This window comes from Pseudarthrobacter sulfonivorans (assembly GCF_001484605.1).
GTDB lineage: Bacteria > Actinomycetota > Actinomycetes > Actinomycetales > Micrococcaceae > Arthrobacter > Arthrobacter sulfonivorans_A.
The window spans coordinates 4,394,365-4,410,549 of the sequence record NZ_CP013747.1 but is presented as its reverse complement, the minus strand read 5'-3'; the positions used below and the strand labels follow the sequence as shown (position 1 = coordinate 4,410,549).

Here is a 16,185-nt window from a genome sequence, read left to right as displayed (position 1 = left end):
TGGGGCGGGGCATTACCATGCGCCCTGACCCTGGTAGCGGGTGGTGGTCATGACGCCAATAATTTCGACCTCAATCCACTCGTGCCCTTGCCCGCCATAATCGGTCCAGCAGTTCAGCTGGACGGAGCCGTTAGCGGGGAAATACACAGGTGCCATGTTGGTGCCGTTCGGCCAGCCGCCCGGCGAGCCGTCGGCGCGGCACGTATACCGGTAATTACCTGCAGGGAAGTTCCGCGTGTTGACAACAACGTTGTACGCATTTCCTGTATAGTTTTGGCCCCTCGAGATCCACGCTTCCTTAGGCGGCGGGTCCTGGCTTCGGGCGGAGGCCGAATTTGTGCTCGACTGGCCGGCGGCGTCGGTGGCACGTACCTGGATGCTGTGCGTTTGTGAATAGCCGTTGCCGACCTCGCGGCTGCCGCTGCCAACACCGACGCCGGACCAGCCGCCGCCGTCCACGTTGACCTCCATGCTGACGATGTCGCGGCCGTTCCGGGCCGGGGCTGACCAGTTGAACGTGACGGTCTGGCTGTTGCCGTTGGCCGTTACGCCGGGCTGACCTATAGGCCCGTAGGGGGCAACAGAATTCGACGGCGCGGAAGGTGAACCCTCGTAGCGTTCGCCGTCGAGCGTTGTGACGCCGCGGACGGCGATGGAGTACTGCCCGTTGTTCGGCACTCCGGCCGTGATGCGGTTGTTCACCCAGTCGGACCGCCAGGCGCCGCCGCTGACACTGAACTGGTAGCTGATTTCGTTCGCGTTTGCTCCGTTGGCCGATCCTGGCGTGTACGTCACGGATACCTGGTTGTCTCCCGCAGTGGCCACAACATTGGTGGGAGCTCCGGGTGGCACAAAGGCCCGCCGCGGTGCCGACGGAGCGCTGGCGTTGGAGGCCCCGGCCTTGTTCCGGGCGGTCACGGTGAACGTGTAGTCCGTGGAGGATGTATCCACGGAAACCGCCTGTGACAGCTGGCCGGCAGGAACGGCCACCGTCTGAACTACGGCACCGCCTCTCAGCACGTTCAGGGAGTAGCCGGAAACCGGGTCACCATTGGGGTTGGCGGCGGCCCATGAGACCCGGAGCTGCGCCTGGCTGCCCACAGGGCTCAGACGTTCAGTGGTGGGGGTTCCCGGGGCACCGGGGATGCCAGCCGGAACACTGTTCACGGGGTCCCCGCCGTAGGGTCCCCACTCTGAGGGCTGCGGGGCCTTGTTATGGGCCTGCACGCGGAACTGGTAGCTGGACCCGTTGTCCAGTCCCGTCCAGGTCACCGAATTTCCTGTCGCTGTGCGCTGCGAGGCACCCGCAAAGGCACCGGAAATTTCTACCGTGTAGGAAGACACAGCGGAGCCGGGGCTGGCGGGCGTGGGCCAGGACACCTCGATCTGCTTATCTCCGTACTTAAGCGTGGGCGCCGCAGGCGCTGTTGGCCTCGCATCCGGTCGGGCAGGGGCGGACGCGGGAGAGGGCTGCGACTCCCCTACTGAGTTCTTGGCCGTTACCGTGAAGGTGTATTCGACGTCGTTTGTCAGGCCGCTCAGGGTGCACGTAGTGGTGGCGCACGCCTGGCTGAATCCCTGCGCGGACTTGACCGTGTATCCCGTGATTTCCGCGCCGTTGTTCGACGCCGGCGCCCAGGACAGGACAACCGTACGGTCCTGGATCGAGGCAACACTCGGCGTTGACGGCGCATCGGGTTTGCCCTTGACCGTCAGCCTAATGCGGCCATCAACCTCGCGCTCGGGATCTCCCGTGGCGTCGGCGATCCGGTACCGCACCACCATGGTTCCCACGAAGTCACCGCCAGGAGTCACCACAACCTCGGTTCCCGAAACGGTGGCCGTCCCGGTACCGGTTTCCACCATGGCGGACACGAGCTTGAGTGCCTGGTCCGGGAACGGGTTGGTGTCGTTGGCCAGCACAGCAACGCTGCTCGGCTTGCCCTGCTGGGCGTCGGTGAGGACATCGTCGGTTGCCGTGGCCAGCGGCCGGGTGGAACCTGTCACCTTGACTTCCACAATGCCGGTCACGGGATTCGACTTTCCGTCGGTCACTTCAATCTGGATGGTGCCCGAGGTCCCCTTCGACGTTTCCTTGGCCGCACTTACCAGGAGTTCCTGGCCTTCGACGGCGGCGGTCACTCCGGCTGGCACCCCACCGGTTACCTTGAAGGCCAGACGTTCCAGGTCGCCCGGATCGTTGTCCTTGGACATTGCAGCCAGGCTGACTCGCTGGGCCGATTCACCGGGAGCCACTTCGACGCTTCCGCCAACGAACGTGGGCGGCCTATTGGACGGGCTCAGGACGGTGATGGGCAGCGACAGCACAGCTTTTGTGCCGGTGGGATCGTCCGGTCCGTTGCCGTCGGTCACTTCAAAGCTGACGGCGTCCGCTCCCGCGTAGTCCTGCACTGACGTGTACACGAGATGCGACTCGTCCTTGACCAACGGTTCGCCGTTGGAATGTGCGGCTTTGACGCTTTCGGCCACAGTGATCCGCGGCGTCTTTCCCTCTCCAACGTTGACGTAGTCGGCGAGGCTGATGGTGACGGGCTCGCCACTCTTCACTTCAACCGGCTTGATCGGCAGCTTTAGGCTGGGCCTGCTGCGGTCTGAGCCCGGGACGAAAACGAAGGCGGAAGCCGTGAGTCCGTCCGCGTCTGTCACGGTATACACGACGGTCTGTGCGGTGGGCTGGAGCTGGACTTCCACCACTCCGTCAGCCAGCACCGTTGCCGACGCATCCTTGACGCCCACCCTGAGCTGGGAGGCCACGCCGTCGGGATCTTCATCGTTGGCAAGGACCTGGACGGTGACAGACTGCTTTCCCGCAATCTCTGCGGCCGGGACACGGTCGTCCCTGGCGATCGGAGCTTCCAGCTTGGCGTCGGCAGAGACGGTCACCTGCAAAACGCCGTCGGCCTCGGCGCCCCAGGTGTCCTGCACCCTGTAACGGATGGTGAAGATCCCTGGTGATTCCGGGGCGTCAACAAGGACTCGGCTTGAGACCACCCTGGCCTGCATGCCGGCCGGGACGTCGAGCCCATCTGCCACGAGCGACAGCACGTCACCGTCAGGATCTGTGTCATTGACCAGGACCGGCACAACCACTTGGCGCCCCGGACGGACAGTGTAGACGTCCTTGACCGGATAGGGCTTCTGGTTGCTGGCCGAAGGCAGCGAGATGCCCACCAGAACTGTGGCCTGCGCTTCCGCGCCCAGTCGGTCCCGCACCGAGTACGTAAACGTATCTGTGCCTGCCGAGTCCTCGAAGGCTTCATAGACCAGCCAGCTCGCACCGACCTCGACGATTCTCCCCTTGACCGGTGCCGACACCTGTCCCAGGAGTTCCACTGAGTCCCCATCAGGATCGATCTGGTTCATGGAGATGGGGATGCGGACAGTGCTTCCGGCCAGGACCCGAGCTGTCGCGTCAAGTGGCCGCGGCGGTGTGTTGGTTTCCGCGTTCGGGCCAACGATACGGATGGTCACGTAGCCGGAATCCTTCTGGCCTAGTGAGTCCACCACTTCGTACGTGGCGTACACCGTTTTGGCAGTGTTTCCCGCCCGGAACTTCAGCGAATTCTCGGCGATGAACATGTCGCCGTCGTTCGGATCGATAAACGGCTGGATAAGGTCGGGATCAAGGGAGATGGTGTCCCCGTTGGGATGGTGGTCGTTGTCCAGCACCGGGATTGACACAACATCGCCGGCCCGGACAGTGGCGGTGTCGTCAACCGCAACAGGAGGCTGAAGCTTCGACGGAGCCGGGACTGGAATAACCAGTACCTCCCCCTTGGCTGTCAACGCGCCATTCGAAACGGTGTAGCCGATGCTCGTGGGGCCGGCGATGCCGGAGAGGTCTGAAATCCGCAGGACCCTGTGTTCGAGCACGGCGACATTGAGCCCGGACTGAGCGGGTACGGAAACAGACTGGACCACCAGGATGCCGCCGGCAGGATCAGAGTCATTCTGCAGGACGTCCACCAGAGTGTCGCGGCCAACGGGCAGCAGTGCCACGTCCCGGACCGCGATCGGCGGAAGGGATCCGGCGCTGGCCTCCTGGACATCCACGCGCACCAGGCCAAGGGCGGATCCGGGTCCGTCAGTGGCCAAATACTGGACGTAATAGGTTCCGGGCGAGGCAGCAGTCACCACGAATGTTCCTGCCGAGTAGTCCGGGGTGAGCGTCAATCCGGCGGACTCATCCACTTTGGCCAGCCTCAGCGGGCTCCCGCTTGGGCTGACATCGTTGAGCAGTGGGGTCACTGTCCCGGCCTGCCCGGCGATGATCGTGACGTGATCGGGATTCGCGATGGGTTTGGTGGTGCCCACTGCCCGGACATCAACGCGCATGGTGCCGTCGCTGCTGTCCTGTCCGTCAGAAACAACGATGGACATTTCCTGTGGCCCGAGGACGTCACCGGTGGCCTTGTATGTGACCACGCCGTCCGCGCTGAACTCTAGATCGCCTGTGCCCGACGTGGCGGCGGCGGCGAGGAACAGGTCGTCGCCGTCGGGATCCGTCCAGTCCCCCAGCACGTTCATGGTCCCGGTCCCGCCCTGCTCAAGCACGAGGCTTGGGATGCGCTTTTGGACAGGAGCCTTGTTGGAGCCGGCAGCAGTCACTGTCAGGGAAACGGATGCTTCCGCCTCGCCACCCCGACCGTCGGAAATTTTGTAGCGGAAACCATCGGTTCCCGAAGCCTCATCCCTGACATCAATCTGCAGCGCCTTGCCACCATAGATCGGTTGGACCGATCCGATTTTCGGACCTTCGCCTACCACTCTTGCTGTCAGGAGGTCTCCGTCAGGATCGTTGTCGTTGTCCAGGACTGACAGGATGATCGTGCGGCCCGGGCGTACGCCCAGCTGGTCGTCCTGGGCCACGGGAACCCGGTTCTGGTCCTCGCGTTTGGGCAGGGAATTGGACAGAGACTCGGTGGGAGAGTCCTCCTCCTGTTCCTCGTCGTCTTTGTCCGGCAGGGGTTTGACGTCGTCCCAGTTGTTGGCCATAACCATGTTCTGGTTGACGAGCCACACGACACCGCTGGAAAGGTCGTTCAGCACTACAACATCCCTGTTGACCCTGAACACCAACTCGCTGCGGGTTTGAGTCTTCTCAAGGTCCTTGAGGAGGTCATCGCTTTCGCCACGGCAGTCGCGGACATACTTTCCGGAACCGTTCCAGGCGGCGTATGAACAGCCGCGCAGGTGGACCGGAGCAATGGCGCTGCCCTTGGCGCCGGTGTCCGTAATGACCGCCTGCCCACCGTCGAGTGGCTGTGTGACGAGGCCAGTGGCGGTGGCAATCACAACGGAGTCGTTGTCCGGGCCACTCTGCTGCAGGACGGCACCTTCGGCGTTGTCCACTTTGACTGACTTGCCGCCCGGCAGGAAGAGGGTGGACGTGTGGGAATCGAAAACAACAGTCTGGCTGCCCACAGCCGCGACAGATAGCTTGGATTCCGGAGTGATTCCCTGGAGGGTCTCCTGCGACGGCGCGCCAAAGGCGCCTTGCCCGGTTACGGGGATGGTCATTACTTGACCGTTTTCGCTGGATGCAGCCCGGATGGTTCCGTCAGTGCCGACGGTGATCGTCGCATTGGCCCCCAGCTCCGCCAACGGTTCAGCGCCGGTGTCCATGGTGAGCGATGAGAGTTGATCGGCAACGGTGGAGAAGATCTTGCCGGTGGCGGCGTCCAAGGCAGCGACTGTCTGCCCGCCGAGGGCAAGTACGGCGGACGGCGAAACCTTGATATCCGTGCCGAGAATGACGTTGGCCGGATCAACGGCATTCAGGGTGGCATTAGCGCGGTCATGGGTGAGAACCGTATTGCCGCTCTGGAGGAGTTCCACCTCGCTGGATTTTGATTTGAGCCCCGAGTCAAGGACCTGGGCCTGGTAATTGAGGTGACCGACGAGGAGGCTGGCCGGCTTGGTTACCCACACGCCGCCGTCGTTCAGTTCAACATCTGTGGTTTTGTGACCTTCGTAGATAAACGCACAGAGCGTAATAACCAGGCTTAATGCCGTCAGTAGCGCGACGGCGCACAAGGACTTTCCACGCGCACCCAAAAAAGACAATCGTTCCCCCAAGCTGAATGCCCCTGGTCAGCGCAGACTTACCGAGTCCGTCCTCCAGATGATGGGGAAAATGTATCACCCGGAAGTTCACGAATTGGCGGCAATTTTCTCTGTTGCACATTTATGACGCAATTGCGAGTCAAATGGGACACGGCTCTCAGAATGGTGCGGGGAACTGCGCGGAATGGGTGCGGTAATCTCCGGCACCGCAAGATTCCCAAGCATGTTCACATATCCGGACCTTCAAAGCCCAGGTCTGGGCATAAGCCCCGGACTTTGCTGGGTACACAAAAAATCCGCCGGAATCTTTCGATTCCGGCGGATTATCCGGTGGAGCTGAGGGGACTCGAACCCCTGACCCCCTGCATGCCATGCAGGTGCGCTACCAGCTGCGCCACAGCCCCGGACCTTCGTTACTCCGCGGTCTCCCCGGAGCAACTCAAATATCTTAGACCATCTTTTCCGAAAATTCCAAATCGGGCATATTCGGGCCGGCAAGGCCTGCTATTCGGAGTCGGAGGCCGCCGTCGCCTTGGCTGAAGTGTCCTCGCCCAGCTGCAGGTCAACTACCGGGCAGTCCTTCCACAGGCGCTCCAGGGCGTAGAAAACGCGGTCCTCTTCATGCTGGACGTGGATGACGATGTCCGAGTAATCCAGCAGTACCCAGCGCCCGCCGGAGCGGCCTTCGCGGCGTACCGGACGGAGGTCCTGCTTGGAAAGTTCTTCTTCGATGCCGTCAACGATGGCGTTGACCTGGCGCTCGCTCGGCGCGGATGCGATGAGGAAGACGTCTGCCAGTGCCAGCCGTTCGCTGACATCGAGGGCCACAATGTCGTGGGCAATCTTGTCCGCGGCTGCCTTGGCGGCTTGGCGGGCTATGGCGATGGATGAATCTGTTGCAGTCATGGGACTCCTTGTAGTTTTCTAAAGCTTCGTAAAAGGGCGTTGCGTGGTCAGCTGGAGATGCCGCTGACGATGAGGATAACGCCGGAAATAAGGGCCACGATCCCAAAAGCCAGGACGAGGACCTGCATAAGCCTGAGCCGCTTCGCACGGGCCAGGCCGGCCGTTGCCGCATCCAGCGGCTCCAGCCCGTGTGCTGACCGTGCCGGGATGCGCGGCAGGTCATCGAACAGATCGTCCGGCTCCCCCATTGGTGTATCGGCCACGGTGGGCTGGACGGGGACGACGCGCTTCGGTGCCGCGGCGGCCCTGGCAGCAGCTTCCGCACGGGCGATCACCCTGGAACGGCCCGAAGCGGCCGCCTGCGCAGAACCCGCGGCCGGCTCTTTGGACGTAGTGGACGGCCGGCGGCCCTTGCCGCCAGGCCGGACCTTAGGTCCGGCCTGGGTCGCCAACGGCACGTAGGAGGTCGCCGGGGGTTTCATCACAGGACGGTCGACGCCGGGTACCTGCACGAATTCCAGCGGCGTGACCATGGCCAGGTTGTCGGCGGTGGCCGGGCCCGTCTGGGGAACGGATTGGGTGGCCGCGGCCTGCGGATTGGCAGCCTGCGTGGGTACTGATACTGGCTGTGCAGGGGCGGCCTGCTCGGCCAGCTTCCGCTTGGCCATCGCCCGGCGGTTCAGCACCGCCGCGCGCTCGGCCAAGGCGATCTGTTCCGCAAGAATGTCCGGATCCACTGCTTCGGGGTCCAGCGAGGCGATGTGTTCCATCTTGGCCAGCTGATTCTTGGCCTGCTCGGCAATGAGCGTGCGGGCTGCGAGTGCCTGCTCCACGCTCATGCCAGCCGGAACACCTGCACCGTTCGCCGGCGCGGCGGGCCCGGCCATATCGGCGGATACAGCAGTGTCTTGGCCTGGCTTCGTTGGGGCTGGCTTCGTTGGGGCCGGCTTGGCTTGGCCTGGCTTAGGTTGGCTCGGCCCAGATTGCCTCGGCGCGGGTTGGCTTGGCAAAGGCTGCCCCATGGGAGCGGGAATGATGGGATTGGCCGAGGTGACGGCCTGTTCCTTCAGCTGCTGAAGCCGCAACTGCCTGCGCGTGGGAGGGCCTCCTGCGGAAAGCTGGCCCTCTTTCTCCTCGAGTTCCTTGATGGCACGCAGCGCCGCGCGGTCGCGGGCCCGGATCTGCGAGGACCGCTGCGCTTGGGACTGCTCGGGGACGGAATCCACCGGGGCGTCAGCCGCGCGCCGTTGTTTTGAGGCAGGCGAAACCTGGCCCGGGCCGTTGGACCCGGGAGCCGTGTTCTCATCTCTGGCCTGCCGCAGTTCGCGGCGGCTGCGGACGGGGGGCTTTTCCTGACTCATTGAGGACTCATTCAGTACTGGCTGGCTCGTCTGTTTCGGTAGTTCGGACGTCCTCGGGATCTGATCCCTCGGCGTACAGACCATATTTGGCGATGTATTGGACCACTCCGTCCGGCACGAGGTACCAGACGGGGTTGTTTCCGGCTACACGGACACGGCAGTCCGTGGACGAGATGGCCATGGCCGGCACCTCGAGGAGGCTGACGTCCTTGCGGCCCATGCCATCAAGCACATGTCCCGGCCGTGTCACACCGACAAAATGGGCCAGTGACCACAGCTCGTCGATGTCCTTCCAGGACAGAATCTGCGCCAGTGCATCCGCACCGGTAATGAAGAACAGATCCGCATCCGGACGTTGGGTCCGGAGATCCCGCAAGGTATCAATGGTATACGTGCGACCGGGCCGGTCAATATCCACCCTGCTGACGGTGAAGCGGGGGTTCGATGCCGTGGCGATCACCGTCATGAGGTAGCGGTGCTCAGGCTCACTGACCTGCTTGTGCGACTTTTGCCACGGCTGCCCGGTGGGGACAAAGACCACTTCATCCAGGCCGAACTTGGCGGCCACTTCGCTGGCTGCAACAAGGTGGCCGTGGTGGATGGGATCAAACGTCCCGCCCATCACGCCCAGCCGCAGCCGCCTTTGCGCACCGTCACGGTGCAGAACACGGGAAATTTCAGTGGCCTTGGCCGTGGTCGTGCTTGTTGGGGTGCTGGCGGTGCGGATCGGCGTGCTCATCCGTTACGGTGTGCCGGTTGCCCAGGTTCGAGTAGGAGAGCGTAACGAACATCATCACCAGCAGGATGGCGAAAATGGATACGCCGAACACCCACGGCTCAGCCCAGATCGGAGCGGGTGCGTGTTCTCCGCCTTCGGCAACGGTCATGGCGATCTGCTGGAGCAGCATTTTCTCCCCTAAGGTTCAAGGATGTGGCAGCGGATTGTCCCGCCGTTCCGGACTTCTGTCTATATTACCGCGTTGCTACCCGCGGACCTGGCCCTCGCCCTGCACGATCCACTTAGTGGTGGTGAGCTCTGTCAGTCCCATCGGGCCGCGGGCGTGCAGCTTCTGCGTGGAGATGCCAACCTCGGCACCGAGGCCCAGCTCGCCGCCGTCGGTAAACCGCGTGGACGCGTTGACGATGACCGCGGCAGAGTCAACCTCGGCGATGAACCGCTCCGCGTTGGCCAGGTCGTTGGTGAGGATCGCTTCGGTGTGGCCTGTGGACCAGGTCCGGATGTGCTTGACGGCGTCATCCAGGCTGTCCACCATTGCGACGGCGAGGTCCAGGTCCATGTACTCGGTTCCCCAATCCTCATCCGTTGCCGGCACGGACTCAACAGATGAAGGCAGCGCCGCACGGATGCGCTCGTCAGCGTGGAGGGTGACCCCGGCTCCGCGCAGCGCGGCGGCGACGGCGGGCAGCACGGTGGACCGCGAATGGACCAGCAGCGTCTCCACGGTGTTGCAGACACTGGGCCGCTGGGTCTTGGCGTTCAGCAGGATCTCCACCGCCATGTCCTCGCTGGCGGATTCGTCGATGAAGATATGCACGTTGCCCTCGCCGGTCTCGATGACCGGCACGGCGGCGTTCAACACCACGGACTGGATCAGGTCCCGGCCCCCGCGCGGAATCAGGACATCAACCCGGCCGCGGGCCCGCATCAGCGCATTCGCGCCTTCCCGTCCGTACTGGTCCACTGTCTGCACGGCATCGGCGGGAAGGCCCACACCGTCCAAGGCTTCGCGGAGAACGTGGACCAAGGTGTCGTTAGTGGCTGCAGCGGCGGTGCCGCCGCGGAGGATAACGGCGTTGCCGCTCTTGAGCGCGAGACCGGCGATGTCAACGGTGACGTTGGGCCGGGCCTCGTAAATGGCTGCGACGACACCCATTGGCACGTTGATTTGGCGCAGGCGGAGACCGTTGGGCAGCGTCTGGCCGCGGACCACGTTGCCCACCGGGTCGGGCAGGTTGGCCAGGTTTTCCAGGGCGTCAACGAGCCCGGTAATGCGGGCGTCAGTAAGCGTCAGCCGGTCCAGCATGGCCGCCGAGGTGCCGTTGGCCTTGCCGGCGGCAACATCCTTGGCGTTGGCGGCCAGGATCTGGTCCTTCCGCGCCAGCAGGGCAGCTCCGATGGCGCGCAGGCCACGGTCCTTCCAGGCCCTGTTGGCACTCGCCATCCGGCGGGCCGCGTGCTTGGAACGGTCGGCGACGGCATGGACCGCCGCTTCGACGTCCTCGGCGGACAACGGAACGGCAGCTGATGCAGGCGCTTCCGGGGCAGCGGGAACAGCAGTGGTATCCCCGGAAATAGCAGCAGTGTTGTGAATCAGTGCCTCAGTCATGATCCAAGTTTAGGCGAGCCGCAGGCTCAGACCAGCACCAGGTCGTCAACGTGAACAACTTCACGGTCATATCCGCGGCCCAGCGCCTTGCCCAGCTCCTTGGTGGACCGTCCCAGCATCTGGGGCAGTTCCGCGGCGGAATAGTTGACGAGGCCGCGGGCAATGACGGTGCCGTCGGCACTGACGATTTCGACGGCGTCGCCCGCCTCAAAATCACCGTCCACCGCGGAGATGCCGGCCGGAAGCAGCGAAGTGCGGCGGTGGCGCACTGCCTTGACGGCGCCGTCGTCGAGAATCAGCCTGCCATGCACGGAGGCAAGGTGCTCAAGCCACAGCAGCCGGACCGGCTTGCGGGCGCCATTGACCTTGAACCAGGTGCCAACGTCCTCGCCGGCCAGGGCGGCGGCGGCGTTGGCGGTGGACGTGACCAGGGCATGGATCCCTGAACCGGCCGCGATGGTGGCGGCTTCCACTTTGGTGGTCATGCCGCCGGTTCCCACGCCGGCTTTGCCTGCCTTGCCGATGGTGACGCCGTCGAGGTCGTGCGGACCTTCCACGAGCGGAATCCGCTTGGCGCCGTGCGACGGCGGACCGTCATACAGGGAGTCGACGTCGGAGAGGAGCACCAGCGCGTCGGCGCGGACCAGGTGGGCCACCAGGGCCGCAAGGCGGTCGTTGTCACCGAAACGGATCTCGTGCGTGGCCACGGTGTCGTTTTCGTTGACCACCGGAACGACGCCAAGGTTGAGGAGCCGGTCCAGGGCACGGAAGGCGTTGGTGTGCTGGCTCCGGCGCATCAGGTCATCGGCGGTGAGCAGCACCTGGCTGACGGTCACGCCATGGGCACCGAACGCCTGGGTGTAACGGGCCATGAGCAGCCCCTGGCCCACGCTGGCCGCGGCCTGCTGCGTAGCCAGGTCCCGTGGCCGCTTGGCGAGACCCAGCGGTGCCAGGCCGGCCGCGATCGCACCGGAAGACACCAGGATGATCTCGGTCCCGGAGTTCCGCTTGGCTGCCAGCGCATCGGCGAGGGCGGTCAGCGATTCTTCCGAGATGCCGCCCTTGATGCTGGTCAGCGACGATGAGCCGACCTTAACAACAATCCTGCGGGCATCCGAGAGCACACTACGGTCCGCGGTCCGCTTCCGCGGGACCGCGGAGACGGAGCTACTGGTCATCTTCTGCGCCCAGTCCACTCTCCTTGACCGGCTTGGCCACGCGGCGGCCGCTGACCGATTCGGTCCAGATCCCGGCCTTGCGCTCGGCTTCGAGCTCGGCGCGGGCGGCGGCCTTGGCCTCGCGGCGTTCCACCTGCTCGTCCCGCTTCTGCCCGCGGGTGGGCCGGTCGCCGATGTCGGCGAAGCGGACGTCGGTGCCACGCGGTGCCGCCAGCAGTTCGGCGCCGGCCATCATGGTGGGCTCCCAGTCGAAGACGACGCCGTCGTCCTCGCCGATCACCACGGTGTCGCCCGGCGTGGCGCCCTGCTTGAACAGTTCGTTTTCGACGCCGAGCTTGGCCAGGCGGTCGGCGAGGTAGCCGATGGCTTCCTCGTTGGTGAAGTCGGTCTGCTTGACCCAGCGGACGGGCTTGTCGCCCAGGACGCGGAAGAGCGGCTCGAGGTTCTTTTCCTCGCGGCGGATCTTGAAGCCGGATTCGTTGACGGCGCGGGGCCGCAGAATGGGCGGCTGGACCTTGGGCGGAGCGGCCGCGAGGGCGGCACGTGCAGCCTGGACGATTTCCGCCATGGCGAAGCCCAGCTGGCGGAGACCCTCGTGGCTGGTAGCCGAGATCTCGAAGACCCGGTAGCCGCGTGACTCGAGTTCCGGGCGGACAAATTCAGCCATGTCCTTGCCGTCCGGGAGGTCCACCTTGTTCAGGGCCACCAGACGCGGCCGGTGGTTCAGCGGAACCACTTCGCCGTCGGCACCCGCGTAGCTCATGTCCACGGAGTATTTTTCCAGCTCGGCCTCGATGATGGCCAGGTCTGCCAATGGGTCACGGTCGGATTCAAGCGTGCCGCAGTCCAGCACGTGCACCAGGGCGGCGCAGCGCTCGACGTGGCGCAGGAAGTGGTGGCCAAGGCCCTTGCCTTCGCTGGCGCCCTCGATGAGGCCCGGGACGTCGGCAATGGTGAAGCGGACATCGCCGGACTGGACAACACCCAGGTTCGGGATCAGCGTGGTAAAGGGGTAATCGGCGATCTTGGGCCGCGCGGCGGACATGGCCGCGATCAGGCTGGATTTGCCGGCAGAGGGGAAACCCACCAGCGCGATGTCGGCGATGGACTTCAGTTCCAGCACAATGTCACGGGCGTCACCCTCGATGCCCAGCAGGGCGAAGCCCGGGGCACGGCGCTTCTGCGAGGACAGCGAGGCATTGCCCAGGCCGCCCAGGCCGCCGGCGGCCGCCACATACTCGGCGCCTTCGCCGACCAGGTCCGCCAGGACGGTGCCGTCCTTGGACTTGACCACGGTGCCGTCCGGTACGGGCAGGATGAGGGTCTCGCCGCTCTTGCCACCGCGCCAGTCACCCATGCCGGGGCCACCGTTGGTGGCGTGGCGGTGCGGGGCGTGGTGGTAGTCAAGCAGCGTGGTGGTCTGGTGATCAACGCGCAGGATGACGTCGCCGCCGTCGCCGCCGTTGCCGCCGTCGGGACCGCCCAGGGGCTTGAACTTCTCCCGGTGGACAGAGACACATCCGTGGCCGCCGGTACCGCCGGATACGTGCAGTACTACCCGGTCTACAAAGCTCGCCACGTGGATCTCCTCAGTGCTGTTTCCTGTACGCCCAAAGGCGCCAAGACGATTGTAATGCGGTTAAAAGAACAGTGGAGCGGACCAAAATGGCCCGCTCCACCGCTTCAGAACTATTTGTTACTCTGCAGCTGCAGCAGCAACGATGTTAACAACGCGGCGACCGCGGCGGGTGCCGAACTGGACGGCTCCCGGGGCCAGTGCGAACAGTGTGTCGTCGCCGCCACGTCCAACGCCGGCGCCCGGGTGGAAGTGGGTGCCACGCTGGCGAACGATGATCTCGCCTGCGGAAACTACCTGGCCGCCGAAGCGCTTGACGCCGAGGTACTGGGCGTTGGAGTCACGACCGTTGCGAGTGGAACTCGCGCCTTTTTTATGTGCCATTTGAAATGCCTGCCTTTAAATTCTGGGGAATCTGCTGAAGAACCTGAACAGTAACGAAGAGTTACTTGATACCCGTGATCTTGACCTTGGTCAATTCCTGACGGTGACCCTGGCGCTTCTTGTAACCGGTCTTGTTCTTGAACTTCTGGATGACGATCTTCGGACCACGGAGGTCTTCGAGGATCTCAGCCGTAACCGTTACCTTGGCCAGGTCCGCAGCAGCAGAGGTGACTTTGTCACCGTCTACCAGGAGCAGTGCGGGCAACTCAAAGGTGCTGCCGGCTCCACCGGGGACGCGGTTCAGGGTAACGAAGTCTCCAACGGAAACCTTCTCTTGGCGGCCGCCTGCGCGGACAATCGCGTACACCACTTGGGAACTCACTTCTCTCGACGTTTATTACTAAATTTGCGTGCTGAACCCTGTTCCATAATTGGCTGGGTTCTCGCTGTGCCTCAACGCCGTGGGGTCGTAACCCAAGTGTTGGCGTAAGCACCGAAGATCTAGAATACGCTAATTTTGCCTTCGGCCGCAAATGAGGCTGGTTACGGCAGGTTGTCTGTGATAGGACCCACAAGCAGGTACTGCACTGACAATCCAAAACCGTGCCTGACTATCGTACAGGCCGCACGGGCCGCAGCCTGTCAGGAATGAATTCGCGGCGCGTCGAAGAATTCCACCTCAAACCGGCACGACTGCCTGAAAGCCACCAGCATCGCCGCCCGTTCATCCGCGGAAGCACTCCGGCCGGCGTCGTCAGCCAAGGCGATGGCGTCGCGCGTGGCCTGGGCGAAATCCTCGTCAGCATAGGCCCGCAGCCAGTCGGCATAAGGATGTGCTGCCGGTGCACCCGCAGCCAGGAACTCCGCGTGGAGGGTCTGTCCCACTTCGGCATACAACCAGAAGCACGGCAGTACCGCCGCCACGAGGACCGCGTAGCTGCCGGAGGCCGAGGCCGCCAGCAGGTGGTCCACGTAGGACTTGGTGACAGGTCCCAGGACAGAGTCCACTGTCCTGGTGCTTAGCCACGTGCGGTGCAGTTCGGACTCGACCTCAAGGCATTGCTGGGCCGACTTTGCCCAGAACAGCTGGGCGGCTTCCGTGGGCGCCAGCGCGCTGGCCCGGGCGAGGACCCGCGAATAGCCGTTGAGGTAGATGGCGTCCTGGGCGAGGTAATAGGCGAACTGTTCCTCAGCCAACGTGCCGGCCGCCAGGTCTCGGATGAAATCCAGCCCGTAGATGGCTGCAAGATCCGGCTCCGACGCCCGGCGCAGCGTCTCTGCGAACTCGCCGGCTGCCGGAACCTGTTGCATGTGGTGGAAGTGGTTGATGGGGCCGTTGCCCTCGCCCACCTCAAGTTGGTCAGAGGCCTGCAGCGCGCCCACCAGCCAGGGCTTCACCTGCCGTAATGCGGCTTCCCAGTCCCCCAGCCGGGCCTGAGCCGTGGCCATGGCCGACGACAGCGAGCAGCCGGTGCCGTGGCTGTTGCGCGTGGGGATCCTGTCCCCGCTCACTTCCACCACCTCCTGGGCGAGCAGCCCGGCAGCGTTGACCAGGGCATCCGGGCACGCACCGCCGTCGAGATGGCCGCCCTTGACCAGGACGGTGGCACCGGTCGCGGCGGACAACCGCTGCCCCTGCCCGAGCGCGTCGTGCCATTCCCTCGCCTGCGGCTCCCCCACCAGGATGGCCAGTTCGGCCAGGTTGGGGGTGATCAGGTCCGCGAGCGGGAGCAGCTCCCGCAGGGCCGCCTCGGCAGACTCCTGCAGCAGCCGGTCGCCGCTCGTGGCCACCATGACCGGATCAAGAACGACGACGGCGGGACGCACCTTTTCCAGCCAGTCGCGGACCACGCCTATCACCGCAGCGTCGCCCAGCATGCCGATCTTGACCGCGTCGATGGTGATGTCATCGCTGATGGCATCGAGCTGCTGGCCCAGGAAGGACGCAGGCGGGACGTGAACCGCCTGGACCCCCTGGGTGTTTTGGACCGTCAGCGCGGTGATGGCCGCCATGCCGTAGCCGCCAAGGGCTGCAATGCTTTTGAGGTCGGCCTGGACGCCCGCGCCCCCTGAAGGGTCCGATCCGGCAATGGACAGCACCCGCGGAACGTCACGCAGCACCCGGACCGCAGAAGAGCGGGCTGGTGCGGGCCGGACCTCAGCCCGGGTTGCTGGGGTTTCCGGCAGAGCCGCCGCGGGTGTTGCAGGAGGAAGGACAGAAGTTGAAGCCAAAGGAGACATCCCTTCGCCGGTGCTAACCGGACAGGTTCAACGGGTGTGGATCTCAGCCGGCTCTCTGCGCGGCACCCCGTGTCAGTCACCAGCCTAGCGTTCCTCGCGACTTA

At 64.4% G+C, this 16,185-nt stretch carries 11 protein-coding genes, 1 tRNA gene and 1 riboswitch; all 12 genes read right to left on the bottom strand.

Annotated elements, in window-relative coordinates:
* Positions 1 to 12 precede the first annotated feature (12 nt).
* Positions 13 to 6,057 (bottom strand): Ig-like domain-containing protein, encoded by a 6,045-nt coding sequence (locus tag AU252_RS20075; RefSeq protein WP_240484236.1) that lies wholly within the window; start codon positions 6,055 to 6,057, stop codon positions 13 to 15.
* Between the two features lie 361 nt (positions 6,058 to 6,418).
* Positions 6,419 to 6,491: transfer RNA gene (locus AU252_RS20070), tRNA-Ala, on the bottom strand.
* A 100-nt stretch (positions 6,492 to 6,591) separates the two neighbouring features.
* Positions 6,592 to 6,993 (bottom strand): ribosome silencing factor, encoded by a 402-nt coding sequence (rsfS, locus tag AU252_RS20065; protein ID WP_058932218.1) that lies wholly within the window; start codon positions 6,991 to 6,993, stop codon positions 6,592 to 6,594.
* Positions 6,994 to 7,040: 47 nt separating this feature from the next.
* A complete protein-coding gene (locus tag AU252_RS20060) occupies positions 7,041 to 8,354 on the bottom strand; it encodes a hypothetical protein (protein ID WP_058932217.1) in 1,314 nt (437 codons plus the stop codon).
* Between the two features lie 7 nt (positions 8,355 to 8,361).
* Entirely contained in the window at positions 8,362 to 9,093 is a 732-nt protein-coding gene (gene nadD, locus AU252_RS20055) for a nicotinate-nucleotide adenylyltransferase (protein ID WP_256468649.1), read from the bottom strand.
* A complete protein-coding gene (locus AU252_RS20050; protein ID WP_056340536.1) occupies positions 9,032 to 9,262 on the bottom strand; it encodes a hypothetical protein in 231 nt (76 codons plus the stop codon). Before AU252_RS20050 ends, nadD begins: the two co-directional genes overlap by 62 nt.
* A 75-nt stretch (positions 9,263 to 9,337) precedes the next feature.
* A complete protein-coding gene (locus AU252_RS20045; RefSeq protein ID WP_058932216.1) occupies positions 9,338 to 10,702 on the bottom strand; it encodes a glutamate-5-semialdehyde dehydrogenase in 1,365 nt (454 codons plus the stop codon).
* A gap of 26 nt (positions 10,703 to 10,728) precedes the next feature.
* The gene (gene proB / locus AU252_RS20040) at positions 10,729 to 11,880 is read right to left on the bottom strand and encodes a glutamate 5-kinase (RefSeq protein WP_058933075.1); all 1,152 of its coding nucleotides are present in this window, start codon (positions 11,878 to 11,880) and stop codon (positions 10,729 to 10,731) included.
* Positions 11,870 to 13,459 (bottom strand): GTPase ObgE, encoded by a 1,590-nt coding sequence (gene obgE / locus AU252_RS20035; protein WP_058932215.1) that lies wholly within the window; start codon positions 13,457 to 13,459, stop codon positions 11,870 to 11,872. The genes proB and obgE overlap by 11 nt, the downstream gene beginning before the upstream one ends.
* A gap of 117 nt (positions 13,460 to 13,576) precedes the next feature.
* Positions 13,577 to 13,840 (bottom strand): 50S ribosomal protein L27, encoded by a 264-nt coding sequence (gene rpmA, locus AU252_RS20030; protein WP_056340543.1) that lies wholly within the window; start codon positions 13,838 to 13,840, stop codon positions 13,577 to 13,579.
* A gap of 61 nt (positions 13,841 to 13,901) precedes the next feature.
* Positions 13,902 to 14,210 carry a 50S ribosomal protein L21 gene (gene rplU, locus AU252_RS20025; RefSeq protein ID WP_018773353.1) on the bottom strand — a complete coding sequence of 103 codons (309 nt, stop codon included), beginning with the start codon at positions 14,208 to 14,210 and terminating at the stop codon, positions 13,902 to 13,904.
* 272 nt (positions 14,211 to 14,482) lie between these two features.
* A complete protein-coding gene (locus AU252_RS20020; protein ID WP_157769023.1) occupies positions 14,483 to 16,081 on the bottom strand; it encodes a bifunctional hydroxymethylpyrimidine kinase/phosphomethylpyrimidine kinase in 1,599 nt (532 codons plus the stop codon).
* A riboswitch (TPP riboswitch) is annotated at positions 16,064 to 16,161 on the bottom strand. Its footprint overlaps the gene before it by 18 nt.
* Positions 16,162 to 16,185 lie beyond the last annotated feature (24 nt).

Coding starts and splice junctions, on each gene's coding strand:
- rsfS (WP_058932218.1), bottom strand. CDS start 6,993: ATGACTGCAACAGATTCATCCATCGCCATAGCCCGCCAAGCCGCCAAG.
- AU252_RS20060 (WP_058932217.1), bottom strand. CDS start 8,354: ATGAGTCAGGAAAAGCCCCCCGTCCGCAGCCGCCGCGAACTGCGGCAG.
- nadD (WP_256468649.1), bottom strand. CDS start 9,093: ATGAGCACGCCGATCCGCACCGCCAGCACCCCAACAAGCACGACCACG.
- AU252_RS20050 (WP_056340536.1), bottom strand. CDS start 9,262: ATGCTGCTCCAGCAGATCGCCATGACCGTTGCCGAAGGCGGAGAACAC.
- AU252_RS20045 (WP_058932216.1), bottom strand. CDS start 10,702: ATGACTGAGGCACTGATTCACAACACTGCTGCTATTTCCGGGGATACC.
- proB (WP_058933075.1), bottom strand. CDS start 11,880: ATGACCAGTAGCTCCGTCTCCGCGGTCCCGCGGAAGCGGACCGCGGAC.
- rpmA (WP_056340543.1), bottom strand. CDS start 13,840: ATGGCACATAAAAAAGGCGCGAGTTCCACTCGCAACGGTCGTGACTCC.
- AU252_RS20020 (WP_157769023.1), bottom strand. CDS start 16,081: ATGTCTCCTTTGGCTTCAACTTCTGTCCTTCCTCCTGCAACACCCGCG.